Raw genomic sequence first — 24,287 nt, forward strand, 5'->3', positions numbered from 1 at the left:
TAAAAAACATCATAGGAACGTTCAGAGAGGGGAACAGAAATGAGAGAAAGAAAAGGGTTAAACATTTTTCTATTAGCCATGATATGTATTCTGATCATCAGTGGCTGCAGTGGTAAGGCGCCCGCCGTTGTGAAAGATGAAAGCGCTGCTCCAACAGAAAAACAAACGGAAAATAAAGTAGAAAATACAGCGACCAAGGCCAGAACGGTTATCACTACCGATGGAGAAGTAGATGATATGAACTCTGTCATTCGTTTTCTACTCTACTCCAATGAAATGGATTTGTCCGGGATCGTACTGACTAGCTCCGTATATCATTATGCAGGTGATGAAAAGGCCGGCATCAAGCCATTTAGATGGACCGGAACACAATGGGTAACGGATATGATTGATGCCTACGGAGAGATTTACCCCAACTTAATCAAACATGCCGAGGGGTATCCAAAACCTGAATATATTAAAAGCGTTACCAAGATAGGAAACATTTCAAACAAGGGTGAAATGGACAAGGAAACGGAAGGTTCCAATTTTCTTAAAACACTTTTCCTAGACGATGACAAAAGAGATTTGTACGTTCAAACTTGGGGTGGAACCAATACCACAGCCAGAGCTCTAAAGTCTATTGAAGACGAATATAAAAATACAGATCAATGGGAAACGATCCGGAAAAAAGTAAGTGATAAACTCGTTCTGTACATCATTTTGGACCAGGACGATAGCTACAATAATTACATTGCAAAAAATTGGCCTGACATCAGAATTATCAATGATCAATCTAACTTCTGGCATTTCGCTTATGCCTGGAAAATGCACACGGAAGAAGTAAACAGCAAGCTGCACGGGGAATGGAACTTCAAAAATATTAAAGATGGTCATGGCAAGTTGCTGAATATGTATGCCTTGATGGGCGATGGAAATATCATCAAAGGTGAATTGGATGAAGAACAAAGAGGCAGTGACGCCTACTTAAAGAAAAATCCTCAATACGACAAGTATGATTTTATTTCGGAAGGGGATTCTCCGTCCTTCTTCTATCTGATTGATAACGGCTTGCGGAGTATGGAAAACCCAACCTATGGAGGCTGGGGAGGCCGCTTTGGTGTCGTTAACGATAAATTATTTAGAAATACCGTGTTGGATTATGATGTATATACGAAAAGATTCGAAGCAGAATACTCTCTGATGCGTTGGTTTGATGATATTCAAAATGACTTTGCTGCTCGTGCGGATTGGGCGATTGCATCCGACTACAAAGATGCCAACCACAATCCAACGTTGACTATTAAAGAAGGATTGGATCTCACTGCTAGTCCAGGGGAAAAAATTACGCTGCATGCGGAAGGCTCCGATCCAGATGGGGATCCATTAACCTATAAATGGTGGAGATACTTTGAAGTAGATACGTATGAAGACTCTAAAGTAAAGCCTGCACAGATTAAACCTGAAATGCTGGGTGATTTGCAGATCGGACTTCATCAAGAAGTAGCGAAGGGCGAGAAGGTAAACACGATTGACTTGCAAGGTAGTGATACGAATGCAGTAAGTTTCACAGTTCCTGCAGATGCTAAGTCAGGGAATACGATTCATATCATTGCAGAAGTGCAGGACAATGGAAAACATCCTTTAAAACATTATCAACGTGTGATTGTAACCGTAAAATAATAGAACACAACATTCAATAAAAATAGGCTCATGGAATAACACTCCATGGGCCTTTTATTTTTGCACATCGGACATCGGACAATTCCTTACACATTCAATGCTTTTTTTCAGTCAAAGGAACATAATATCCTTTACCATTCGGACCCATGGCGAATTTATTGCGAAGATGGATTAGATTAGGGCCGAATTTCGCTTCCAATTGTTCACGGAACTCATACAGTATTTCCATGATATAAATATCATGGATAATCACTTCAGTAATCGGCATCACAAGACCCGGATGCAACGTCCATGCAGCGCGGCTGTCATCACCAAGTGAAAGTATACCAGCTACAACTTCCCGGTCGTCTACGCTAAGTACAATCCACCGACCGCCAATTTCGGACGTAATCTCCTCACTCATATCATGGCGGTAAACGGTAGCGAAATCAAAGTTAAGTTCCCCATACGCTACAATGATAACTTCAATTCCTTGTTGAGCAACTTGCTCTAAGGCATCTCGGAACACCTCGGCATCCTCTTTCCAAATTTCCAGTAAAATTCGGTGTTTTGCTCCCTTCATCCCTTCATTTATGCGATTGATAATGGCTTCATACCCCGAAATGTTCCAAATATTTTCTCTGTTTTGAAACGATGCTGTGTACTGCTCCAAACTCTCTTGCGCCACATTGAAAATCTGCTCTGCTTTGCGTTTTCTCTGGGCAATCAATTCATGTGGCGGGAGCGGCACATACAGAGGCGTATTTTCTTGACTTACGATGATGTCCCCACGGTTGACCATTCCCGACAAAACCTCATAAATTTTTGATCTCGGTACCCCAGAATTCAATGAAACGGCGTACCCTGAAAGTGGAGAGCTTTCCAATAAGGTCACATAAGCCTTGGCTTCATATTCACTAAAATTCAAATCACGTAGAATTTCTAATATATTTGGTTTTGGTTTCATGACGTCTTCTCCTCAATTCGTGTTCATCCTTACTATATCACTTCCCCTTGACAAAAACTGATATACACACTATCTTTTTAGTAGTGTTTTTATAGTAGTCACTATAGTAGCTACTATTATTATTTCACAGGAGATCACCTCAGGGAGGATTTAACTTGAACAAAGTCATAGCTCACCACAGCGAAAGCAACCGGATTTACTACGGTGCTACGATTCTGGCCCTATTGATCTGGAGCACATCGTTTATTGCCACCAAAGCAGCCTACACGACGTTCCCCCCTCTTACTTTGGGTCTATCCAGATTTATTATAGCTTCCGTTGTGCTAGGTATCGTTTTGCTGATTAAAAAAGAACATGTCAAAGTAAAGCCAAAAGATTTGGCTACGATTTCGTTTAGTGGTGTTTTGGGAATCACTCTTTATTTCTCAATGGAGAATATAGGGGTTAGCCTGACTACTGCTTCCAACGCAGCATTAATTGTTGCATCATATCCCGCAATTACATCGCTGCTTGAACTTATTTTGTATAAAGTGAAAATATCCAAATATAAAATTTGCGGCATAGCACTGGCCATGATCGGGGTATATTTCTTGACCTCGGTTGGCGATAGTTCGGATAGTAAGAATCAACTCATCGGAAATTTAATATTGATTGGGACGGGTTTTGCGTGGGCGTTTTACACTTTCATGACGCGCAAGGTTGTGGACAAATATCCACCCGTGACGTTATCTTTTTATCAAACCGTTGCAGGTAGTATATTTTTCATACCGTTGGCTCTATTAGAAAAGGATAGTTGGCAGGCTCCGACAACAGGATCGTTTATGTTGTTAGTATATCTGGGCGTATTCTGCTCCGTTATCGCATTTTTGCTTTACAATTACGGATTAATCAAGCTGTCACCGAGCAGTTCCGTTTCTCTGATGAATTTGGTTCCGATATTTGGAGTCTTATTCTCAGTGTTACTATTGCAAGAAACGATTACATGGCGCCAAATCATTGGCGGTTTGGTCGTCATTATAGGTGTCCTATTGAGTGCTCATCAAACGAACAGCAAATAGAACGATGGTATTTATGAAGAGTCAATACGATGTCCTTCCGACTTCATACTGCGAAGCTAAAGGGCTGAACATGCTACAATAAAAGGGCGAGTGACCTCACCAAAAGTTTCTCGCCCAGTCGGTTGCATTTATGCAGTCGGCTTTTTTTCTTTTATATAAAAAAGGTGGTTATATTGATTGATGAGGTTATCCATAATTACAGACTGTCTGAGCACACTGGCATGATTAAAACCATGTTTTGCTTGCAAAATATACAGCTTTTGACGAGCTTTCTCAAGCTGTTGACGCAAAATGTCGTCTCTTATCATAATATATCCCTCCTTGTCATATTTTCAGTTTAGAGGGTTATGAATAAGTTTACTAAAAGTAAAGGTTTGGGATAATTATCAATATAGATGCATGCTGCCACACGTCCCTTCTGCTCATTCCATTATTACCCTCTAAATTAGAAAAGTCTACCGCAAACCACATCCTTCAATCGTGGAACAACTGCGAAGAAGCTGATATAATCGAATGGAATGGAGATGATGACATGGCTAAGAAGAGAAATTCGTCTTCCCCTGCTCCTGCGGCTCAGGACAAACCTGCTACGTTAAAGGATCTGTTGAGTCAGGACGTGCTGAATAAGCTTAAGGCTCAAGCCAATGAAGCTCAGGCAGAACAGGACAAGCGTAAAGAAGACGAACGGCAGCGTGCCGTCGAAGCAAAAAAAGCTGAACAGAAGAAGCTAGACAACAACTTCGAGCATCTGCTGAATAACAGCAATTTGGACTGGCATAAATATAAATAAGCCAAAACCATTGCGGTTTTGGCCTATCTTTACGCTTTATGTTATAGCCAGTCACGAATATGTTGTACCGAGTACAGCACCCCTACCCAAACCGGCAGACTGAACGCCATACCCCATATGAGACCTTTAGCCAGCTTTTTGTCTACCTCCATCGTGATCCTGCCCCTTTCCTTGGGAATAGCAGCAGTATGGGTTAAGAATACGGATTTCAAACCCGTATTTCCTTATCCCCAGCAAAAAAGGTATGATAGAAAATGGAAAAGTGTTCTGCGCTGCCCCCAAACTATAATTTAGGATGTTACACCATCCAACCTTTCAGGAGGAATAACAATGAACCGAAAAACGATACGCCCATGGTACACGTTGTGCCTGCTGGCCATCATGCTCGTGCTGGTTGCCGGGTGCGGCACAAAAGCGGCCGATGTGGAAGCCGCAAGCCGGACAAGCACTACAACTCCCGCTGCGACTAAAGACAAAAGCAAGGCTGTTTCTCATCCGATTGTCACGATTGTCATGAATGATGGCAAGAAAATTAAGCTTGAGCTGTATCCCGAAGTAGCGCCGAACACGGTTAACAATTTCATCTCTTTGGTGCAAAAGGGAGCTTATAACGGTACCATTTTCCACCGTGTCATCCCAGGCTTTATGATTCAGGGTGGTGATCCGCAAGGTAACGGTACAGGTGGCCCCGGCTACAGTATCAAAGGCGAATTCAAGAGCAATGGTGTTAACAATACACTCAAACATACACGTGGCGTATTATCCATGGCCCGCTCAGCGGATCTGGATTCGGCCGGGTCGCAATTTTTCATCATGGTTGCCGATGCGGACTACCTCGACGGTCAATATGCAGCTTTCGGTAAAGTAACGTCCGGGTTGGACGTGGTCGATGCTATCGTCAACTCCAAGCGGGATAGCACTGACAAACCAATCAAACCAGCTACGATGAAAAAAGTCACTGTGGATACGCTGGGTAAAAAATATCCGGCTCCAGTCAAAGTAAAGTAATATAGTATCTGGATGACAACAACGGCCCTGTGCGTATGCATGGGGTCTTTGTTTGGCTGCTGCCTCTGTGATGTAGTAAGAGTATATACACAAAAGGAAGCGTTTTCAATCATTATTTTTAAAGCTTTTTTACTGCTCAATGGGCCTGCCAGCGTTCGACAAAAAGCTACTGTATGAGCAGTAAAGTCGTCTAATTGGATTTGGTCTCTACTGAACGAATACCTTCCATCTCTTGAAGCAGTGACAGCAGTTCCTCCACTCCCTCTGAACGGGACAGCTTTAAAAGCATATGAACCATCAACTGCTCGCCGTTATTGATGCGCTCGACGTGAAAGCTGTGAATCGTCAGCTTCTTGTGCTCCAGCAGTTCTTTGATTCGATTCAGTACGTCCGGCTCATTATCGACCTGAACAACCACTTGTCGCGTAGACGGGGTAGCCAGCTGATAAAAACGACTATGGAGCAAGGACTGAGCCGCCAAAATAAACAGCGTCACACCCGCACCTAGCCCATACATTCCCGCACCGACGGCAATACCAATCCCGGCGGTAGTCCAGATGCCCGCAGCGGTGGTGAGTCCTTTGATTCTGTTTTTTTGTGTGAAAATCATCCCTGCGCCGATAAAGCCGACTCCACTTATAACCTGTGCTGCTATTCTGGAAGGGTCCAGCGACAGATTAGACCATGCTGTTTGATCCTGAAAACCGTATTTAGATACCACCATCATAAGCGACGCACCAATACCCACAATGAAATGCGTGCGAATGCCAGCCTCCTTCATCCGGCTTTTGCGCTCATAGCCAATTAACGCGCCGCACAACCCGGCGAACATGACCCGAATCAGATAATCCCAATCCCACATACTTTCTTCACTCCACTATATTTTATGTTTTGAAAAGATGCTGCTCCTAAAAAATATACATTTCAAAAATGCTACGGCAAATGAGCCGTTTATACAGCTGTTATTTTGTTATTACCCAAATTTTAAGGAACCTTCACTTCAAGCTCCGACAGATTGCGATGTGCCTTCCTTCCCTTGAGCAGCCACAGCTCCGGTGTATCCTGCACACCATCAAGGCGCAAGCTGAACGCCTTCGACGGTAAATTGCGTATACGCAGCAATAGACGGTTTCCGTCTGCTACTGCATCCACAAGCTCCAGCAACGTTAGTGAATCGTTCCTTAGCTTGCGGCTCAGATCGCGAGTTGTACCCGCTGTGTCCTCCCGGCTCCAAATACGCAGCCCATCTACAGACGGCGTTGCAATCCGCTTGCTGAAAGAAACAACCACCTCATCTTCGGCTGACCGTTCCGCCCTAAGCGGTCTGGGCGGCTCATCGTACATGTAGCCGCCCAGATGGTATTCATAGGCGGTCCAGGCGTCGTAGTCACCCTCCAGGGCGGTAGCCCCAAACCGCCGCGTCCACTCGCGGTCCCGAACCATACGCGCGAGGGAACCGATATCCGCCTGCACCCCGAGGGACAGGCCCGGATAAGCGGCGCGTATTGACTGCGCGATGCGGGCGTAGCCGCAAATATACTGCGGCGGCAGACGGCGGCGCATCCAGTCGGGCCAATGGGTCTGGAGTACGTGCATATCCGGGGCTACGCACCCGATCATGGCTACTGCGTCCAGACCCTGCCATTCCCGCAGCTGGCCGGGAACATCGCCGCGTCCGCTCACAGCAAGCGACCATGTCGCCACGCAGATGTCCGGCCGGACATCACGCACACCGCCTGCGCCGTTCACCAGCTCACTGATCAGCCCGTTCACGGCGTCCACGCGCAGATCGACCCACTGCGCGTACAGCTTCGGAACCTTCCGATAGTAATTCCGCGCATGCTTGTCGCGGAAATCCGGAATGTCCTCACCGCTACGCTCGCGAAAGGCACGCTGTGCATGCGGCCCAACATCCCCGTACACTCCACTGCGCAGCCCGTTCCATTCGGGGAAATAAGGCTCCGCCACCTCGAACCCGTCGAACGGAATGTCGGTGACGAGCCGGGCAGCGGCTTTCTTTTTCCATTCCACATACTCCTGGGCAAAATGCGAAAGCCGCTGAAACCCGTCGTTCGGTTCGCGCAGCAACTCCATGCGCCATCCTTTCCACTCCGGCGGCAGCTGCGACACGCCAAAAGAACCGTTGCCCAGCACCATCGCCCACACCGCTATGCCTCTGCGTTGAAAAGCAGCAACAAGCGCTCCATCCACTTCATTTTCACGCACGACAAAATAATGAACGGTCTGGTAGCCCGCAAGGGCGATCTCATCTGCTATACTGTCCCGCGAACGGTTGGCGTAATAGGGAAACAACGGATCGATTTGAATACTGGGGCCGCTCAGTGCCCACGGTTTCATTTTTCCGATCAGTGCTATAGAGTTTGTCGATTCGGGTCGGTCATTTGTGTTATAACTCAATTCAATCCACCTCCGTCACTCGCGTCTTCTCCGATACTTGTTCCTGCTACATGTTTTTGCTGTATGTTCCTGCTGGTTCCGCCTATGTTACCATATTTCGCAAATTCAATGAAATATAGCTGCTACTGTTTCACCATCAACGAACAGAGGTATTGGAATAACGAGTCAGGTTTAGCTTATGAACGGAATGGGAGGAATAGTCAATGGCAGAGCAGCGATTGCAAGGAAAGATAGCTGTGGTTAGTGGTGGAGGTTCAGGAATCGGCAAAGCGACCGCGATCCGTTTTGCAGAACAAGGCGCCAAGGTGGTCATGCTGGATCGGACACCCGAGCATGCAGAGGAGACCAAAGCCATCATTGAGCAGGCTGGCGGTGAAGCGCTTGTGCTGGAATGTGATATTTCCAAGCCAGACATGATTCAGCAGGGGTTCGCTAAAGTCGTGGAAACGTACGGAAAGCTGGATATATGCTATCCCTTATCTAAAAGAACACGGCGGCAGCATTATCATAACCAGTTCCATCAACGGTAACCGAACCTTTTCGGGTATTGGGTTCTCAGCCTACGCCTCCACCAAGGCGGCTCAGGTTGCTTTTATGAAAATGGCAGCGCTGGAGCTGGCACGTTACAAAATTCGGGTCAACGCGATATGTCCCGGAGTCATCGACACAGAGATTGATGATAACACTTACCCTTCGGAAGACTTGAAGAAGGTACAAATTCCAGTCGAATTTCCGAAGGGCGGAGAGTACCCGCTGGAGGATGCTCCCGGTGAGCCAGAGCAGGTGGCCAATCTGGTCCTGTTTCTCGCCTCAGACGAATCATCTCATGTATCGGGTACGGAAATCTATGTAGACGGAGCAGAATCACTGCTGCGTTAAGTATAGAATGGGATCGTTGTACCCATGCAAACTACTGTTTAGGCCATCCAAGCAGCCTTATCCCTGGTCAATACTTGTGGAAAAGGCTGCTTGGATGGCTTTACAACGGCTTTATGATGACCTGTCAGCGCCATGCACAGCTCCTTTGTGAAAGCGGGCATACAGCCTGCCTCCTGGCAGCACCTCGAACAACAGCATTAGAAGAGAAAAGAACAGCAGTGCAATGGCCTCTTCTGCCAGAATATAAAGAGGATATGGCCCCAAAACATCCAATATCGACGGTGTCGACGGCTTTCCAGCCAGAAACATGTAGTTAGCTCCGAGAGCATCGTCTACGATCCACACCATCAGCGCCAGGCCATTCAGAAAAAGCATCACTCCTCCCACACTCTTCCACGTCGGTCGGAGTCTTTCTATCCAGGTCATATACAAGGCTGCCAGAATAATAGCACTATGAGCTATGAAAAATTGGATAAAACGATAATGCGGAAATGCGTATGCCAAATTAGGCGTGAGTACTGCTTGAAGCGCTCCCCCAATTCCGGCAAAAAGGATGATCGGATATAACCAGCGACTTCGAAAAATGAGCATCAGGATAGACAACAGCAGTGTCACACTGCACAGTTCCAGCGGCAATGACGTCTGAACATCCCAAATATGCTGCGTCACATACCATATATTCAGAGTCACTTCTGACAGAATGAGGACCGTAATTAACAACCAGCGAATTCCCTCGCTTATAGGCTTGTTCGACCGAATCCATCCCCGAGTCAGCCACAGCATCAAAGCGCATACAATGAGTCCCAATATAGCCAACCCATGTGACGGAGTAAAAGCCTCGAACCCTTCTGGCGCGTTGGCATCGAACCAAGGCCCTGACCACGACCTATCCATAGCTAGCCCCCTTTGATCTCTTTCTCTCTTCGTTGCATTCTATTTTATACCCACTAGCCGATTATGTTCTAGCCGTGTTTCTTGCTTGTTCCATACCTTACCTTTATGATAAAAGATATTATATTCAAAGGAGAACCCTCATGGCCATTAATCGCCGATTAATTACAGATCAGGATTTCAGCGAGGCACTGGAACGTCATCTTCGTGTCCGGGTATTTCAGGATGACCAATTGATTGGCTCTGGCGGAATCATAATCCGTTTTGACGATCAAACCATTGTCGTGCAATCCAGCGTCAGTGATCTGGCTTACCACCCCAGAAAACAATGTGAGTTTTTTGAAATTAAAAAATAGCCACTACACACCGGGGAACCATTTTGCTGCGTTTTCCGGTGTATAGCGGCTATATTTTGTTTGTATATATCATGCCTCACATGATGGTTTCTGTTATAGTTGCATTCCACGTGTTTTCATCATGAGTTTATTCGTAAGCACTTTCAAATCCTCGGAAGAAGACGAAATTTCCTGCATAATAGCCGTCTCCTCATGAGCAGCTGTATAAATTTTGTGAGCACCTTCAGAGAAAGCCCTTGACATTTGCTGAATACGATGGATCTGCTCAAAGGTTTGATCCACCCGATTCGTCTGCTCTGTCACGGCTTCTTCCATCGAACGGATGCTCTCGACAAATTCACGTACAATGGCGTTCAAACGGTTCAGCGTCTGATCCACAGAGCTTGTCCGTTCCGCCTCAGCACTGACCAACGCCGTTTGCTGATGCATCAACTGCACGGTCTCTACGATTTGCGATTGCACACGGCTAACGATGGCATTAATTTGCTGCACAGACTCCGTACTTTGGGCGGCAAGTGCGCGAATTTGGTGAGCCACTACAGCAAACCCGTTCCCTTCTTCTCCTGCACGCGCCGCTTCTATGGAAGCATTCAACGCCAGCAGATGGGTCTGTTCGGCAATATCCTTCACGGTGCTTGTAATCGCTTCAATTTGGGAAGCTTCCTTTTCCAATCGTGCAATAACCTGTTGCGAACGACCATGTGAAGCTGTCAACTCTCCCATTCCATCCATAAGGGATGAAAATACAGTCTGCGTCGAATCTACTGAATGCTCCATATGGCCTGACAGTTCCAGCATATGCCCCGATTTGCTACGCATCATTTTAAAATCGCCCAGCATTCGATCTGCTGTTTTAATAGATTGGGCAGATGCTTGTTTTTGCTGCTCCACGCCATCCAAAATATCTTCTACCACCGAAGACATGGACTCAATTTGTGTCGTAGCCTGTACTATAGCCAAGCTTAGATTTTCCGCACTTTGCGAAGTTGTTCTGGTGCTGTACGATATCTCGTTGAACATATCTTTAATGTTCAGCATCATATGCCGAAATGCATCATACAACACTTTGATTTCATCCTCCGAACGACGTTCAGGAATCACAACAGACAGGTTCCCCGCCGAAGCTTCTTCTGCCGCCTTTGCCAACCTAACAATTGGCCGTGTGAGTAATTTTGAGATCAACCAGCCCAAAATGCCACTCCACAGGACACCCAATAAGAGAATGATCGAAGTGTACACCCATTCTTGTGCACCTTGAGCAAGCCAGTCCTTGAGTACAAAAATAAAAAAAGCGCTTGTTCCATAGGTTATTGCGGAAATTGCAACAAATGCAGTAACCATTTTCGTACCTAGTGACATCTTCATGTACTGTAGCCCACCCCAAAAAACTTAAATTTGATTCCATTTTACCATAAAATTGCTACAATTCTAGTAGTATTTTTCACAGACAGCTATATTCATGAGCATAAAGATATAGAGACATAAGACCCCAGCCCTAACGAAAAAAACAACATGTTATCAGGCAGCAGCTTGCATTATAAAATGGACGAATCGCGCTGCTACTTACTTTACAGGTCATTTGTCACATTTTAAGTGATCTATTGCTCGACAACGTCATTTTCCATTATTAAAAATCATTGTCATTTTCCTGTTCAACGACTGTTTTCTTAATCGCTTCAATTGTGTCTATTTGGTGACCGTTTTTTTCCAGTACGGTAAACTCCCACAAACCGATGGTCAGCTTCTCTCCTTGCTGGATATCAAAACGCTCTGAAAGCATCCAGCCGCCAATCGTATATACGTCCCCGGCCTCAATATCCGTCTCCAAGCGCCGATTGACCTCATGAATGAGCGCCTGTGATTTGAGTATGTAACGATGATCATCTGTTTTTGTAATGAGTGGAGTTAACGCTGCGGGGGTTTCGGTATCGGTATACGAAGGAATGTCACCAACAATCTCCTCCATAATGTCCTCCAGTGTGACAAGTCCAGACGTTCCACCATATTCGTCCACCAGCACCGCTACAGGAATACGTCGTTTTTGCATCTGAATCAGCAGATCCCGAGCCTGAACCGTCTCAATAACCTGAAGCACCGGGTGAATATAAGAAGCCATCGTCGTATTCGCTGTGCTGTGCCCACGAGCCAAATCATGCAGGGCTTCCTTGACGCGAATCATCCCGATAATACGATCCCGGTCGCCATGTTCAGCTACAGGTAGAAAATTATAGACCTTGTCCTCGATCAGCTCCATAAACTCGGCCACCGTTGCCTGGTGAGAGATGGATCGGATGTGGATGCGTGGTACCATAATTTCCTGCGCCGCACGGTCGTCAAAATCAAATACATTGTTCAGGTATCGATATTCTGTTGGTGTAATTTCACCACTACGAAAGCCTTCAGATAACGCCAAACGAAGCTCAGCTTCACTGAGTGCTGCATCTTCTTCAGATACCTTTTTCAGCCCGAAGAGACCCGTAATGACACGCGAAGAACGACTGAGTACCCAATTCAGGGGATACGTCATTTTATAGAATATCGTAATTGGACGGGCAAAAAACAAAGCCATCGGCTCAGCAATCTGTATGGCGAATGTTTTGGGTACCAGCTCCCCGATGACCACCTCGAAATAGGTCAAAATCAGAAAAGCCAACAAAAAGGAGAGCACTCCCGTCAGACCAGCCGGAATATGTGCCAACACAAACAGGGGGTGTAGCAGCTTTTCAACTGTAGATTCCCCTAACCAGCCTAGCGCCATTGAGGTTAATGTGGTTCCGAGCTGACAAGCGGATAAATACTCATCCAGGCGAGACAGAATGTTTTTGACGGCTCTCGCATTTTTGTTGCCTTCAGAGGCCAGTTGATTGATGCGAGATACCCGTACACGAATAATGGAATACTCCGAGGCCACAAAAAAAGCAGTTAATGCGATAAGTAAAATAACTAGAATGATATTTATCGTTTCCATAGCCTTCTCTTGCTCCGTTTATGACGAAGCAAGAAGCACCCCCTTATGACATTCATTTTTGGATGGAACCATAACATAAGTAATGATGTCCATAATCGTGTATTACCCAAAAATGACAAAGAGTAGACTATGTATGACCCTGTTAGCAAATTGCCAGCGGACTCTTTTGCACGATATCTATCCATTGATCAGCTATCAACTGGTGCCCAACCGCTGTCGGATGAACCCCGTCATGCAGCCAATAGGAGGCGTCCGCCTTCGTAGCGGCTTCGTTCAGCATGCTTTGGAGCGGCACAAATACGGCTCCAAATTCGTCTGCTAGCTGACGCACAACACGCTGGTACCCCGTTATTTTTTCTTGCCAAATGTCCCATCGCGCCTCGGTAGCTCCCGTTTTCAAAATAAACGGCTCACACAGCACCAGCCCGATATCGGGCATCACTTCACGCGTTTCTTCCAGAAGGTGGCGATAGGCTCGTTCAAATCGGTCCGTCACCCCGGACGGCTCCTGCTCCACGATCCGCCAGGCATCGTTCACTCCGATTAGAATACTGAGCAGATCCGGCTTCAGGCTAAACGTGTCCTCATTCCAGCGTGCATACAAATCCGAAACCCGATCCCCCGAAATTCCCCGGTTCACAAATTCTGGCTGCGTAGCAGTCAAACGGCTCCCCAGTGCACCTGCGATCAGATACACATAGCTCTGACCCAGCCAATGGTTCGCGTCCTCATTCCGTCCTCGTCCTCCGTCTGTTATGGAATCCCCCTGAAAAAGAATACGTGCATGCTCTGTACTCGTCATCTTCCTAACTTCCCCCTTCGCCTTTTCCAATAATACCCTTATCATACCTCGCATTCTCTAAGTTGGAAAGCGGTTTCAATATAGAAGAATGTCAGATTTGCCATATGGCCGGATTCACTAGCTTTAATTATGGTAGGAATCCGGGGGCAAAGGCGATCAAGTCATTTCACACCGCTCGGTACTTACACACCTCACGAAAATTACAGCCTCCGCACGCTCTGCGTGAAGGCATCGGAGTGAAGAAAGATTCGGGCTTGGGTCGATTATAATAATCGTCATCGAGACAGGACTTCATTTCCTCGATGTATCGACCTACATTGCCAACTACCTTGTCAATATCCTCTGATGTGGGACGATATACTTCATGCTCTCCTGTCATCAAATATTCCACACGCACCTCGATCTTCTCCAATGGAAGCTGATAGTGCTCCTGCACATAGGAAGCATATAAAAATAATTGGTCGGAGAAATCGCCTTCCTTGCCTGTTTTCCAATCTACGATGACCATGTCTCCGTTGTCTCTACGGTAGAGCAGGTCCATTTTGACATATACTTTCGTCTCGTGAAGCAGCATCGTATCCCACTTCTCCACTTCGACAATTCGGGCCTCACCCTGTTGCAGCTCACGCCAAACCGCGGTACGGTACAAATTGTGCACCACTGCGTGCTGTCGCTCCTTAATCCGGGCGATCCGTTCCGGAAGCACCTCGTCGTCGTAATAAATCTCTGCCAGCATGACACGATTTTTCGGATCTTGCAGCCATAGCTCACGGTGTAACGATTCCTTGTAGCTGTCATTCAGCATATTCTTCATAGCAGTTTCCAGGTATGCTGTGCGCGGGATAGCACCTTTTTCCATCCATCCGCGTATGACCGATTCACACATTTGGTGCGTAATATTCCCGAATAAAATATATAGGTTGCTCAGTTGCTTGAGCCGATACAACGTAACTTGCTCTTCAGTGCCCTGTGCCGAATTCCAACCGTTATGCGAGCCGTAATAATGATAATAGTATTTGCGTAAGCATTCGTCGAACGTTTGGGCCCTCGATTGTGAATAGGACCAGGACGGGTATATAGCCATGACAGGCCCTCCTTCATTAGAACTACCATCTCTCTATTATAACGCAAATCTGGGCAGTATCGGCCTTAAAAAGGACGAAAGACTTTAACCAATTGGTTAATTGGTTAAAGTCTTCACCTGATTAGTTAGCAAACTCTCAATGATTCCGTTCAGCATTTATCAAATCACTAACATTAACGGCACCGTACTCACGGACGTTGACAACGAGTACTGGAGTTCCCAGCATTCCGCTGATCCACGCCTTATAATCATCAACCTGATCATTGGGAAGAATCGTCAAGATGACTCCAGCGAAGCCACCACCATGTACCCTGCATGCGCTGTTATCTATTGATTTTAAATACATTTCCGTTAAAGCCAGTGCAACCGATACGTCTTGTTCCCGGGCAATCCCACTTCTATATACGTTTTGAAGCCATTTCCATGAGGAATTACCAGATTCGGTAACGAGCCTCAGGAAATCAGTAAAGCGCCCCTCCTCCAGTGATTTCACCTGTTCATCCACACGTCTATTTTCTTCAAAAAAATGCAACGCCCGCAGCACTGCACGGTCTCCTGCTTTTTCCCTGACCATTTTAAGGTTGGCATATAGATCCTCTGGCAATAAGTCACGGCAAACCGAAGCGTCTAAAGACTGAGCCACTGCAAACATTTCGTTGGGCACCGCCGCGTAATCGTCCGTTAAATCAGCATGATCTCCGTCTGTATTTACGATAACTAGGGAATATCCGTTTTGTTGAAAATTCCAATGTATTGGATTTACGATCGGTTCCTTGGGGTTTTCAAAGTCGATGGCAATCAATCCCCCGTATGCACAAGCCATTTGGTCGAGCAGGCCCGACGGCTTGTTCCAATAGCCATTTTCCGCGTACTGGCCGATTTTGGATTTAGAGACAGCATCTAACGCTCCCTCGTTATAAAAATGACTTAATATCGTACATATCAACATTTCAAAAGAAGCGGAAGAGCTTAATCCTGAAGCAGAGAACACATTACTTGATATATAAGCTTGGAATCCTCCGATGCGGTATCCGAATTCAAGTAGACCAGCGACAATACCACGGACCAGCAACATCGTACCGTCATCCTCCGGTTTTGGCGACAAGTCGGTTAAATCAATGACGTATTTCGTTTTGTAGCCTTCAGAAAAAAATGTAATTACGGACTCCTCCACTTTAGTAGCTACAGCGATGGTATCAAGTGTAATACTGCCTGCCAGCACCTTCCCGTGATTGTGGTCTGTATGATTTCCTCCAATTTCGCATCGCCCCGGAGCACTAAACAGTTCAATGTCCCCTACACCAAAATGCTCCCGATACGCCTTTATAAGTGATTGATATCGAGTCATTTGCTCGGAAGTTTGCTGTTGACCGTACATTCGGGCAAGCACCATTTGTCCCTCGCTAGAATTCAATAGTTCCATATCTTTCATCGTCTATCCCCCTAGTTGTATGTGATTTCCACCGCCGCCCGGCAGCATATGTATGGCACTTCTCATAGGATTTTCGCACCTCCTTTTTGCCACGCTAGAATGACACTATCATTATCTCAATTTTCTCTGTATAAAAGTATGGCACTATTTTAATCTGTAAGCGCTTATTTAAATAGCTTTTCTGAGCACTTTACCAATATAACTAAAAAAGAACCGGCTCCTGATCGGGCCGGTTCCTGTGTTTATACCTGATTCATTCCATGTACTAACCATACAGTCTGAGGACAGGTATATTAAATCTCTTCTTAGTCGCGTTTCAGTACATATTCCCCAGCATTGTTACGAGTTACAGTGGCGCCAAGCGCCTCGGCAACTGGTTTGAAAGGAACGTACAATGTGCCATATTCATCCGTATATGGAGCTTGTGGCAGCGTCAATGCGCTTCCTTCCAGTACAGCCTGCTTGGAGCCACTTTTCAGCTTAATTGTCTTACCAGTAATATCATCAATTACAGTAGTTTGTTTGGCAGCTGCATCCCATTTTAATTCGGAGTTCAGTTCGCTCGTCAGTTCACGCAGTGGGATGAAGGCCGTACCTCCACGATTCTCCAAGACGTAGTAATCGTCTTTAGGATCGAAGGTTGTTTCTACTTTTGTAATTTCCAAATCATTTTTTAAAATGTTGTAGATCGGAGAATTCGCTTCAAAATTGCGCAGCGTCGCTCCCGGTGTTAATTCAGCTTGTTTATTCAAGTCAATAACGCCGTTAGAAATATCCACTTTGTCAGCCGTCACACTACCATTGACGTTCCATGATTGAGTCTCGGTCAGAATTGTGAAGGACTTCACCGGAAGACCGTCCACATCTGGCAAAGCAACCGTCAGGTCTGTCGCAGCTTTGCGAACATTTCCTTTTTCATCAAAATACATGTCGCTTTTCAGCACAGTGTTAGCACTCAGAACCGTTTTGATTTCAGGGGACTGTGCATACATGGTGCTAACTCCTACATCATACTGATCAACAGCCAGATCCAAATACTTTTTAACTTCGGTGTAAGCCTCATTAACCATTTTTTCTTTGTTGGCACTCAGTTCCGCTGTTACTTTATCACTACCTTCAATATTCATGCCGGAAGCGATAGTTTTAGTCATATCAATGGCTTGCCCGATCAGCTCTTTCAAGCCTGCTTCGTCCTTGGCCAGATTCGCCAGGAACGGTTTTACCAATGTTACCAGCTCATCACCACGAAGTTCAGCATGCAGATGGGTCAGTTTCACTTTGTCTTTTTCACCGTATACTTCCTCGGTTACAGACGTTGCAGAAATGGTCGAAGGGTTAGGCGCATGCTTGAGCATAAGTGCAGCGGCTGTTTTCGTCAGTTCTCTCACGTCTTTGGAATATACATACGGATCAAATCCAGCAGGCAGACCGTTCAAACTCTCTTGCGAGTTCAAAGATATGTAATAAGGTTTTTTGGCACCTTCCAGTTGAATAGCCAAACCTTGACGGTCTAAAGCAAGTTCAAACGGCAAATTATACTTATCGATGTGCAATGTACCCTTGGCGGAAGCAAGTTCCTCCGATTGTACCTTGGCTTCATCCACAGTGACCGAAATCGAATTAATCAAATCTATGATTTCTTTATCTCCTTGCGTGATTCCTTCTCTTGGAGTCAATTTAAGAGAGATCTTCTCCGTGGACTGCTGGGATTTCACATCAAGTGTTCCCAATAGACTTTTACTTACATCAAATCCGCCTACTGCCTGGCAACCTGTCAAAGCTATCATTAACAGAATAAGAGGGACAGCGATCCATTTTTTTATATTCATATTAATCCCCTTTCAAGATATTTCCGTACTCTCTTCTATTATCTCAGTGTTAACACGCATTGTAAATGAGTAGAATGGAAAATAGAACTAGTTATTTAGGATCAATTTTCAGCCTGAAGCATCCGGTAAGCCAGTAGTGCCATCTCCAGACAGCGACGTTTGTCAGGGTCTGCCAAATTTCCCTCTACGATTTCATTAATTTTATCCAGCCGATTATAAAGGGTCTGTCTGTGAATGTACAAAATCCCGGCGGTATCACGCTTGGAGCCATGGCATTGAAAGTAGGCATCCAGCGTATCCAGAAGCTGCATATGGTGCTCACGATCATGCGCAATCAGCCCGCCCAAATGGTCCTGTACAAACTCTTGTAGAAAAGGGATGCGGGGCACCGCCTTCAACAACTGATAGATTCCGATGCTGTCGTAAAATAGCCGATCTTTCATGACTGGGACGCTTCGTGCCACTTCAATGACCTGATATGCCTCTTCAAAACTGCGGTCCGTCCCCGTCATACGATGCCTTACTTTACCAAAGCCTGCATGAATGCGTACCTTATCAAGCTGTCCTGCGGCATAGTTCTGAATATATTGGACCGTATGGGCAAGCACTTTTTTCATTTGCGCGGCGGAACGCAGTGTTAATTCCTCCTTGGCACAAAGGATGTAACATTGACTCCCTTTCATCATCAGCAGATTGTGCAACGTTTCTTTTTTTAACAAAGAACGAAGCAGCACTAACACATCCTGATTGATGGATTCCTTACGCACCTGACTGGCGTCCTTGTCCTGATGTTCCACCTCGATGACCCCTGCCCAAAATAAATACTGCCCCTTCGATAACAATCGCAGTCCCATCCGGGTCTGGGCCTGTTCTTCACTGGGAAGCTGTCCGTTCAATACATCCTGAATCAGTTCATTTTGATTACGTAGCAATCGATCTTCAAGAAACTGTGTTCTCAGCACCAATGTAGCGGCTGCCTTGGCTGTGTAATCGAGGAGCAGCGACAGTTCTTCCGTCGGCATTTCACTATGCAGCACCAAACCTACAGCAGAAAACACCTGACCGAAGCATACAACGGGCTGAAACAAGACGGCAGTGGATTCATTCAGGTGAAACAGCAGGTGTCCCTCCCGGTCGGCAGTCATACTAGATTCCACTTCATTGGCATAAAAATCTGCAATACGGTCCGCCAAATCCGGCTGGACGGAAGGTACGAATCGATTGGTGTCAATGGAAGACATGTAGATGACCTGCCGGGCAGCATAGTCATGAAGCACACGCATGAGGGCGTTCATATCAGTGCTGCGCAGGGTTTCCTGCTGAAGCTGACGTGAAAATCGCTCCAGATCTTTTAGTAGTTCATGATGTCGGTTAATAAGTAGGGAATGAATATCTTGTGTAATTTCAACAAAACGCACAGGCTGCTCAAATACGATGACCGGGAAATGATGTCGTTCTGCCAACTCCAGAATTTCCGGGGGGATCTCATGAATACTCGTGCCCAGCTCCACACACAATCCCGCGGCTTCCGAGCGGATCAGCTGCTCCATATACTCGGTGCGCTCTTCCCCCTTCCGGGTTAGCCACAGGCCGGTCGTCAAAATCAGGTCATGACGGCTCACAAACGGGGAAACATTTGTGATTTCTAGCACATGGACCCAACCCACACGGCGATTTACGCCCTGTTCCCCCGCCGCCAGCTTCGCCCGCCGGAAAACGGGACGTTCCAGCACATCCGCAATGGTAAATGTCTTTTTACCGTTCATCGGCATTCTCCTTATGTATATGTCTTTGTGTCATTTTATATGACATATATTCATCAAAAAGTCGAGCCTTTAAGTCAGATAATCCGACAAAATGTATGATGTCAAGGAGCTTCTCCCCTTGTAAACTGTACCTAATCTAACATGAATTGCATTTATCAGCTTGAGTCCATATAACTAATCGGCAGGCTGCACAAAAATGATAACATGACCAACAAGCACTAACACAGCAGCGTAGCTGCCCTAAAGAATAATCATTTGCCGTTGAATCCATTTCATAAATGATTAAACCTACGAAATGTATACTACATATAGACAATTCAAACCATTTTGATCTATATGTACTCTTTATTAAAGCTACTGAAGGTATTATGAAGTGGATTCGTTGGATAACAATTATTTTTAGGAGAGGTGAACGAAATGAAAATTGGGATTCCGAAAGAGATTAAAAACAATGAAAATCGTGTCGCTCTGACGCCTGCGGGTGCAGCTCAAATGATTCAACACGGACATCACGTGTTTGTGGAAAGCCATGCAGGTGTTGAAAGCGGCTTTACGGATGGAGATTATGCCACTGCGGGTGCGACCCTTGTGCAGCAAGCTGCGGATGTGTGGTCCCAGGCGGATCTGATTATCAAGGTAAAAGAGCCGCTCCCTACAGAATACGGGTATTTTCGACCAGGATTGATTTTGTTCACCTATCTGCATCTGGCTGCCGAGCCAGCACTGGCCCGGGCTTTAACAGACAACGGCGTAGCCGCCATTTCCTATGAGACGCTAGATGTTGACGGAAGCCTCCCGCTGCTTACTCCGATGAGCGAGGTTGCAGGTCGCATGGCTGTACAAATTGGAGCACAACTGCTGGAAAAACCAAAGGGCGGCAAAGGCATCCTGCTGGCAGGTGTGCCGGGGGTCAAACGCGGTAAAGTGACCATTATTGGCGGAGGGGTGGTCGGCACAAACGCTGCCAAGGTCGCCATCGGTCTTGGCGCAGATGTGACACTGATCGACCTGAGCCTGCAACGGTTGCGCCAACTGGACGATATTTTTGGCAATCAGCTCCATACGCTGGTGTCCACCCCGTCCAACATCGCTGAAGCCGTGGCGCAAAGTGATTTGCTGATCGGTGCTGTCCTGATCACCGGTGCCAAAGCCCCGCGGCTCGTAACGGAAGCCATGGTACAGACGATGCAGCCAGGTTCTGTGATCGTGGATGTCGCCATCGACCAAGGTGGCATTGTCGAGACGATTGACCACATCACGACACACGATCAGCCGACCTATGTAAAGCATGGCGTCATTCACTATGCGGTAGCGAACATGCCGGGCGCGGTACCGCAAACCTCGACGCTGGCCCTGACGAACGCGACGCTCCCCTTTGCTCTCCAGCTCGCGGATCTGGGTGTGCAGGAGGCGCTTCGCAAAAGCAAGCCGCTGCTTAGCGGAGCGAATGTCCTAAACGGACATATTACCTACGAAGCGGTCGCCCGTGATCTGGGATATCCTTATGTTCCCGTGGAACAGGCATGGCAGGCGAAAGCCCTTCAATAAAAATAGAAGCAGCTCAAAAAGAACCTCACACTCTTCCCAGCAGGGATTAAAGTGTGTGGTTCTTTTTGAGCTAGCTGTGTCCACCATACTTACCGCATTTCAGACGGCTTCTGACGAAAGAAACGTTTGGAGACGGCGATAAATATCTGTGATTTCTTCCAGCGACATGCGCACCAGTCCGCTAGACGAAGGTGCCACAAATTCATGCATCTCGGGGATTAGCGGTTCAGGCTGAAATCCCCAATCTACTTTGGATTTTTTACTGTATTCGGTGTACACGCCTTTGCCGACAAAGCAAGCAACCTTCGGGCGGTATTCCTTTAGCTTCGCATACAGTTTCAGACGTCCTTCGGCGTATTCCTCGCGTGCAATGTCCTCCACTCCCCTTGTGGGGCGGGAAACAATGTTCGTAAAACCGAACCCTAGCTTCAGCAGCTCCCGATCTTCCGATGGATCGTACAAGCGAGGCGTTAAGCCCGCTCCCTCCAGTATGCGCCAAAAGCGGTTGCGCGGATTCGCATAATGATGTCCTACCTCGCCTGATTTCAAGCTGGGATTAAAGCCGATAAATACAACGGATAATCCATAGTCGAGATGATCATCTACCTCGTGCAGTTCTGTCTCTCGCTCTGTCATGGGCCCCTCCCTCCTCAAACGATATCCAGCGGCTGCTTCCGCGTTGGCGGAGGAAAAGCTTCGTCTATTTGTTGAAGTTGTTCAGGGGTGAGCCGAATACTTGCTGCCAATGCATTTTCTCGTACATGCGATTCTTGTACCGCCTTGGGGATTGCCCAGACATTACTGTCCCGTATGACCCACGCGAGCGCAATTTGGGATGGAGTTACCCCATGGCTGGCAGCAATGTCTACCATAACGGGATGCTCCAGCAGCCCCCGTCGCAGGCGTCCACCTTGTGCAATCGGGCAATAGGCCATCACTGGCACCCCATGCGTGCGGCTCCAAGGAAGCAGATCATATTCGATGCCTCTCGAAGCCGCGTGATACAGCACTTGGTTGACAGCGCAGGCCTCGCCTCCACTCAGGCTCCATAGCTCCTCCATGTCGGACTTGTCCAGATTAGACACTCCCCAGTTACGGATTTTGCCCTGCTCACGCAGTTTTTCCATGCCTTGTATCGTCTCTTCCAGCGGAATATTCCCGCGCCAATGCAACAGATACATGTCCATGTACTCCGTTCCCATTCGGGTTAGGCTCGCTTCGCACGCTTGAGCCAGTCCTTGGCGGTCCGCATGATAAGGATAAGCCTTGCTGACGAGATACACATCACCCCGGCGGCCCCGAATGGCCTCCCCGACAATCTCTTCCGCGCCGCCCTCCGCATACATTTCAGCCGTGTCCACCAGTGTCATGCCTAGCTCCAAGCCAAGTTGAAGCGCACGCACCTCTTCCTGCCGGAGTGACGCTTTTTCACCCATATGCCACGTGCCCTGCCCGATTAGCGGTACTTCACGACCGTCAGTCCATGTAATCACACTTTTCTTATGTTGGCTCATATGCATTCCCTCCTTAGGAGCCTGATGCCACAGGCTTGTCAAATACATGACTCTGCGTCCAATGCTGACCACCATCCGAGGTGGTATACATGACTGGTGCCTGCTCTGAATCCGAGAAAATAGCCCAGCCTTCCTTGGCATTTGCCATCCCGATTTGCTGATCGCCATAACCGTCAAAGCCTTGCTTGCCATTGTTCCACGTCTTGCCACCGTCAGTCGTCCAGCCGATCGTATTGGGCTTGTCGCACGGTGCGCAGTAGCCGCCCATCCATGCGGTACTGCTGTTAACCGCATAGAGCATACCTGGTGCCGCCCCTTCATTTTTGGGAACCTGGTTGTCTTGCTGACTAATACCAGGTGCCGGGCCGCCGCCAGCGGTGGCATTCGCCAGCACAGCACGCCAGCTTTGTCCACTATCGGCAGTATGCCAAAGCGAATACGACGTCTGATTCATCCCCGTATCTCCAACCAGCTCGATCCATGCATTGCCACGTTCTACCGAACGGATAATTGCCCCGTTTAGAGGAGCCTCGGTTGTCCGTGACATGACAGTGGTCCACTTTTGGCCCCCGTTAACGGTGTGTAAAATCTGGAACGAGCCGTCTGTGTTCTGAGTTACCGCCCAGCCGTTTTGCCGATCATGATAATATGGCTGCCCTACCGTGTGGTCAGGCACGGGGAGCGAAGACCAGCTTTGCCCGCCGTCCTTCGTATATTGGTTGCCACTGAATCCTTCCTTGGATGATACAAAGTGTAAAAAGCCCGCTTGTCCTTGCTCAGGCACAGTCCCGACAGCCTCCCAGCGTTTGCCGCCATCGCGAGTGGCCAGCAGCGACCCGCTATCTGCCATAACAGCCCAGGCCTGCTGCCCGTTCAAGGCAAAAATCTGCTGAACCGTACCTTGGCCCTGGTATTGCACATTCCACGCCGATCCGACTGAACTGGATGTAGCTGCGTCCGTTCGGGCAATCCAGCCATTTCCGCCGATCCAGCCGGATTGGCCGTCGATCAAACGCAGCGCGGTAATATTGTCCATGCGAACCTTCGCTATAGTAGCGTCTGTGGTTGCTTGGTCTCCCGTCTTCGATGCATTGCCAGTGCTGGACGGGGATGTACCATTTTTTCCATTAGAAGCAGTCTGCTGTTCCGGTGTATCTACAGTCGTTCCCGAACCATTCGCTTGTGCCGATGCGGAATCCTTTTGCTCATTCTGAGCCGTTTGTCCTGTTTGTGAGCCTGTTTCACACCCCGCTGTCATCATGGCTACGGCGAGCAAAAGCACCCAGACCGATGTTCTTTTCTTCATTTTCGTTCATCCCCTTATGTTGGTGATATA

Annotated in this window: 21 protein-coding genes and 1 pseudogene; 7 read left to right on the plus strand and 15 right to left on the minus strand. The window is 47.3% G+C overall.

Translation table 11 applies throughout. The features are described 5' to 3' along the window. Positions 1–39 precede the first annotated feature (39 nt). Positions 40–1,662, plus strand: coding sequence for a DUF1593 domain-containing protein (locus AC6EJC_RS05350; RefSeq protein WP_444953066.1), 1,623 nt, complete (start codon positions 40–42; stop codon positions 1,660–1,662). Between the two features lie 94 nt (positions 1,663–1,756). Here the strand turns inward: AC6EJC_RS05350 and AC6EJC_RS05355 are convergent, their stop codons facing one another. Further along, on the minus strand, positions 1,757–2,608 hold the full coding sequence (locus AC6EJC_RS05355; RefSeq protein WP_444953067.1) for a TrmB family transcriptional regulator: 852 nt from the start codon (positions 2,606–2,608) through the stop codon (positions 1,757–1,759). Positions 2,609–2,763: 155 nt separating this feature from the next. Here AC6EJC_RS05355 and AC6EJC_RS05360 point away from each other — a divergent pair, with 155 nt between their 5' ends. Next, positions 2,764–3,666: a DMT family transporter gene (locus AC6EJC_RS05360; RefSeq protein WP_444953068.1), complete on the plus strand. Its 903-nt coding sequence runs from the start codon at positions 2,764–2,766 to the stop codon at positions 3,664–3,666. A gap of 128 nt (positions 3,667–3,794) precedes the next feature. On the opposite strand, the gene AC6EJC_RS05365 is transcribed toward AC6EJC_RS05360, so the two are convergent. After that, on the minus strand, positions 3,795–3,974 hold the full coding sequence (locus tag AC6EJC_RS05365) for an aspartyl-phosphate phosphatase Spo0E family protein (protein WP_025723205.1): 180 nt from the start codon (positions 3,972–3,974) through the stop codon (positions 3,795–3,797). 224 nt (positions 3,975–4,198) lie between these two features. Between AC6EJC_RS05365 and AC6EJC_RS05370 the strand changes: the two genes are divergently transcribed. Then, a complete protein-coding gene (locus AC6EJC_RS05370) occupies positions 4,199–4,456 on the plus strand; it encodes a YqkE family protein (RefSeq protein ID WP_023987317.1) in 258 nt (85 codons plus the stop codon). 330 nt (positions 4,457–4,786) lie between these two features. Then, the gene (locus AC6EJC_RS05375; protein WP_444953069.1) at positions 4,787–5,464 is read left to right on the plus strand and encodes a peptidylprolyl isomerase; all 678 of its coding nucleotides are present in this window, start codon (positions 4,787–4,789) and stop codon (positions 5,462–5,464) included. 190 nt (positions 5,465–5,654) lie between these two features. Here AC6EJC_RS05375 and AC6EJC_RS05380 read toward each other — a convergent pair whose 3' ends face one another. After that, positions 5,655–6,326: an MgtC/SapB family protein gene (locus AC6EJC_RS05380; protein WP_444953070.1), complete on the minus strand. Its 672-nt coding sequence runs from the start codon at positions 6,324–6,326 to the stop codon at positions 5,655–5,657. Between the two features lie 122 nt (positions 6,327–6,448). Next, a complete protein-coding gene (locus AC6EJC_RS05385; protein WP_444953177.1) occupies positions 6,449–7,822 on the minus strand; it encodes an N-acyl-D-glucosamine 2-epimerase in 1,374 nt (457 codons plus the stop codon). A gap of 263 nt (positions 7,823–8,085) precedes the next feature. On the opposite strand from AC6EJC_RS05385, the pseudogene AC6EJC_RS05390 reads away from it, so the two are divergent. After that, a pseudogene (locus AC6EJC_RS05390) lies at positions 8,086–8,761 on the plus strand (SDR family oxidoreductase). A gap of 111 nt (positions 8,762–8,872) precedes the next feature. Here AC6EJC_RS05390 and AC6EJC_RS05395 read toward each other — a convergent pair. Further along, positions 8,873–9,655: a YwaF family protein gene (locus AC6EJC_RS05395; protein WP_444953071.1), complete on the minus strand. Its 783-nt coding sequence runs from the start codon at positions 9,653–9,655 to the stop codon at positions 8,873–8,875. A gap of 140 nt (positions 9,656–9,795) precedes the next feature. Here AC6EJC_RS05395 and AC6EJC_RS05400 point away from each other — a divergent pair, with 140 nt between their 5' ends. Continuing rightward, positions 9,796–10,008, plus strand: a complete 213-nt coding sequence (locus AC6EJC_RS05400) for a hypothetical protein (protein WP_025723740.1) — start codon at positions 9,796–9,798, stop codon at positions 10,006–10,008. Positions 10,009–10,101: 93 nt separating this feature from the next. Here the strand turns inward: AC6EJC_RS05400 and AC6EJC_RS05405 are convergent, their stop codons facing one another. From AC6EJC_RS05405 to AC6EJC_RS05435, 7 genes are all read right to left on the minus strand, one after another. Further along, on the minus strand, positions 10,102–11,373 hold the full coding sequence (locus tag AC6EJC_RS05405; RefSeq protein WP_444953072.1) for a methyl-accepting chemotaxis protein: 1,272 nt from the start codon (positions 11,371–11,373) through the stop codon (positions 10,102–10,104). A gap of 262 nt (positions 11,374–11,635) precedes the next feature. Then, positions 11,636–12,976: a hemolysin family protein gene (locus tag AC6EJC_RS05410; RefSeq protein WP_444953073.1), complete on the minus strand. Its 1,341-nt coding sequence runs from the start codon at positions 12,974–12,976 to the stop codon at positions 11,636–11,638. 142 nt (positions 12,977–13,118) lie between these two features. Continuing rightward, entirely contained in the window at positions 13,119–13,778 is a 660-nt protein-coding gene (locus tag AC6EJC_RS05415; RefSeq protein ID WP_444953074.1) for an SGNH/GDSL hydrolase family protein, read from the minus strand. A 166-nt stretch (positions 13,779–13,944) separates the two neighbouring features. Then, positions 13,945–14,862 (minus strand): PD-(D/E)XK nuclease family protein, encoded by a 918-nt coding sequence (locus AC6EJC_RS05420; RefSeq protein WP_444953075.1) that lies wholly within the window; start codon positions 14,860–14,862, stop codon positions 13,945–13,947. A 136-nt stretch (positions 14,863–14,998) separates the two neighbouring features. Beyond that, the gene (locus tag AC6EJC_RS05425) at positions 14,999–16,294 is read right to left on the minus strand and encodes a galactokinase (RefSeq protein ID WP_444953076.1); all 1,296 of its coding nucleotides are present in this window, start codon (positions 16,292–16,294) and stop codon (positions 14,999–15,001) included. A gap of 305 nt (positions 16,295–16,599) precedes the next feature. Continuing rightward, on the minus strand, positions 16,600–18,123 hold the full coding sequence (locus AC6EJC_RS05430; protein ID WP_444953077.1) for a copper amine oxidase N-terminal domain-containing protein: 1,524 nt from the start codon (positions 18,121–18,123) through the stop codon (positions 16,600–16,602). Between the two features lie 101 nt (positions 18,124–18,224). Next, positions 18,225–19,889, minus strand: coding sequence for a PucR family transcriptional regulator (locus tag AC6EJC_RS05435; protein WP_444953078.1), 1,665 nt, complete (start codon positions 19,887–19,889; stop codon positions 18,225–18,227). A gap of 417 nt (positions 19,890–20,306) precedes the next feature. On the opposite strand from AC6EJC_RS05435, the gene ald reads away from it, so the two are divergent. Next, positions 20,307–21,437, plus strand: coding sequence for an alanine dehydrogenase (ald, locus tag AC6EJC_RS05440; protein WP_444953079.1), 1,131 nt, complete (start codon positions 20,307–20,309; stop codon positions 21,435–21,437). A 99-nt stretch (positions 21,438–21,536) separates the two neighbouring features. Here ald and AC6EJC_RS05445 read toward each other — a convergent pair whose 3' ends face one another. From AC6EJC_RS05445 to AC6EJC_RS05455, 3 genes are read right to left on the minus strand one after another with little or no spacing between them, the layout of a single operon-like run. Next, positions 21,537–22,073, minus strand: coding sequence for a mismatch-specific DNA-glycosylase (locus tag AC6EJC_RS05445; protein WP_444953080.1), 537 nt, complete (start codon positions 22,071–22,073; stop codon positions 21,537–21,539). Positions 22,074–22,087: 14 nt separating this feature from the next. Further along, entirely contained in the window at positions 22,088–22,951 is an 864-nt protein-coding gene (locus AC6EJC_RS05450; protein ID WP_444953081.1) for an aldo/keto reductase, read from the minus strand. A gap of 13 nt (positions 22,952–22,964) precedes the next feature. Beyond that, entirely contained in the window at positions 22,965–24,257 is a 1,293-nt protein-coding gene (locus AC6EJC_RS05455) for a WD40/YVTN/BNR-like repeat-containing protein (RefSeq protein ID WP_444953082.1), read from the minus strand. Positions 24,258–24,287 lie beyond the last annotated feature (30 nt).

The organism is Paenibacillus sp. TY11 (assembly GCF_059772165.1).

Bases quoted from the DNA above. Each gene is read 5' to 3' on its own strand.
- AC6EJC_RS05350 (WP_444953066.1), top strand. From the start codon at position 40: ATGAGAGAAAGAAAAGGGTTAAACATTTTTCTATTAGCCATGATATGT.
- AC6EJC_RS05355 (WP_444953067.1), bottom strand. From the start codon at position 2,608: ATGAAACCAAAACCAAATATATTAGAAATTCTACGTGATTTGAATTTT.
- AC6EJC_RS05365 (WP_025723205.1), bottom strand. From the start codon at position 3,974: ATGATAAGAGACGACATTTTGCGTCAACAGCTTGAGAAAGCTCGTCAA.
- AC6EJC_RS05370 (WP_023987317.1), top strand. From the start codon at position 4,199: ATGGCTAAGAAGAGAAATTCGTCTTCCCCTGCTCCTGCGGCTCAGGAC.
- AC6EJC_RS05375 (WP_444953069.1), top strand. From the start codon at position 4,787: ATGAACCGAAAAACGATACGCCCATGGTACACGTTGTGCCTGCTGGCC.
- AC6EJC_RS05380 (WP_444953070.1), bottom strand. From the start codon at position 6,326: ATGTGGGATTGGGATTATCTGATTCGGGTCATGTTCGCCGGGTTGTGC.
- AC6EJC_RS05385 (WP_444953177.1), bottom strand. From the start codon at position 7,822: ATGAAACCGTGGGCACTGAGCGGCCCCAGTATTCAAATCGATCCGTTG.
- AC6EJC_RS05395 (WP_444953071.1), bottom strand. From the start codon at position 9,655: ATGGATAGGTCGTGGTCAGGGCCTTGGTTCGATGCCAACGCGCCAGAA.
- AC6EJC_RS05400 (WP_025723740.1), top strand. From the start codon at position 9,796: ATGGCCATTAATCGCCGATTAATTACAGATCAGGATTTCAGCGAGGCA.
- AC6EJC_RS05405 (WP_444953072.1), bottom strand. From the start codon at position 11,373: ATGAAGATGTCACTAGGTACGAAAATGGTTACTGCATTTGTTGCAATT.
- AC6EJC_RS05410 (WP_444953073.1), bottom strand. From the start codon at position 12,976: ATGGAAACGATAAATATCATTCTAGTTATTTTACTTATCGCATTAACT.
- AC6EJC_RS05415 (WP_444953074.1), bottom strand. From the start codon at position 13,778: ATGACGAGTACAGAGCATGCACGTATTCTTTTTCAGGGGGATTCCATA.
- AC6EJC_RS05420 (WP_444953075.1), bottom strand. From the start codon at position 14,862: ATGGCTATATACCCGTCCTGGTCCTATTCACAATCGAGGGCCCAAACG.
- AC6EJC_RS05425 (WP_444953076.1), bottom strand. From the start codon at position 16,294: ATGAAAGATATGGAACTATTGAATTCTAGCGAGGGACAAATGGTGCTT.
- AC6EJC_RS05430 (WP_444953077.1), bottom strand. From the start codon at position 18,123: ATGAATATAAAAAAATGGATCGCTGTCCCTCTTATTCTGTTAATGATA.
- AC6EJC_RS05435 (WP_444953078.1), bottom strand. From the start codon at position 19,889: ATGAACGGTAAAAAGACATTTACCATTGCGGATGTGCTGGAACGTCCC.
- ald (WP_444953079.1), top strand. From the start codon at position 20,307: ATGAAAATTGGGATTCCGAAAGAGATTAAAAACAATGAAAATCGTGTC.
- AC6EJC_RS05445 (WP_444953080.1), bottom strand. From the start codon at position 22,073: ATGACAGAGCGAGAGACAGAACTGCACGAGGTAGATGATCATCTCGAC.
- AC6EJC_RS05450 (WP_444953081.1), bottom strand. From the start codon at position 22,951: ATGAGCCAACATAAGAAAAGTGTGATTACATGGACTGACGGTCGTGAA.
- AC6EJC_RS05455 (WP_444953082.1), bottom strand. From the start codon at position 24,257: ATGAAGAAAAGAACATCGGTCTGGGTGCTTTTGCTCGCCGTAGCCATG.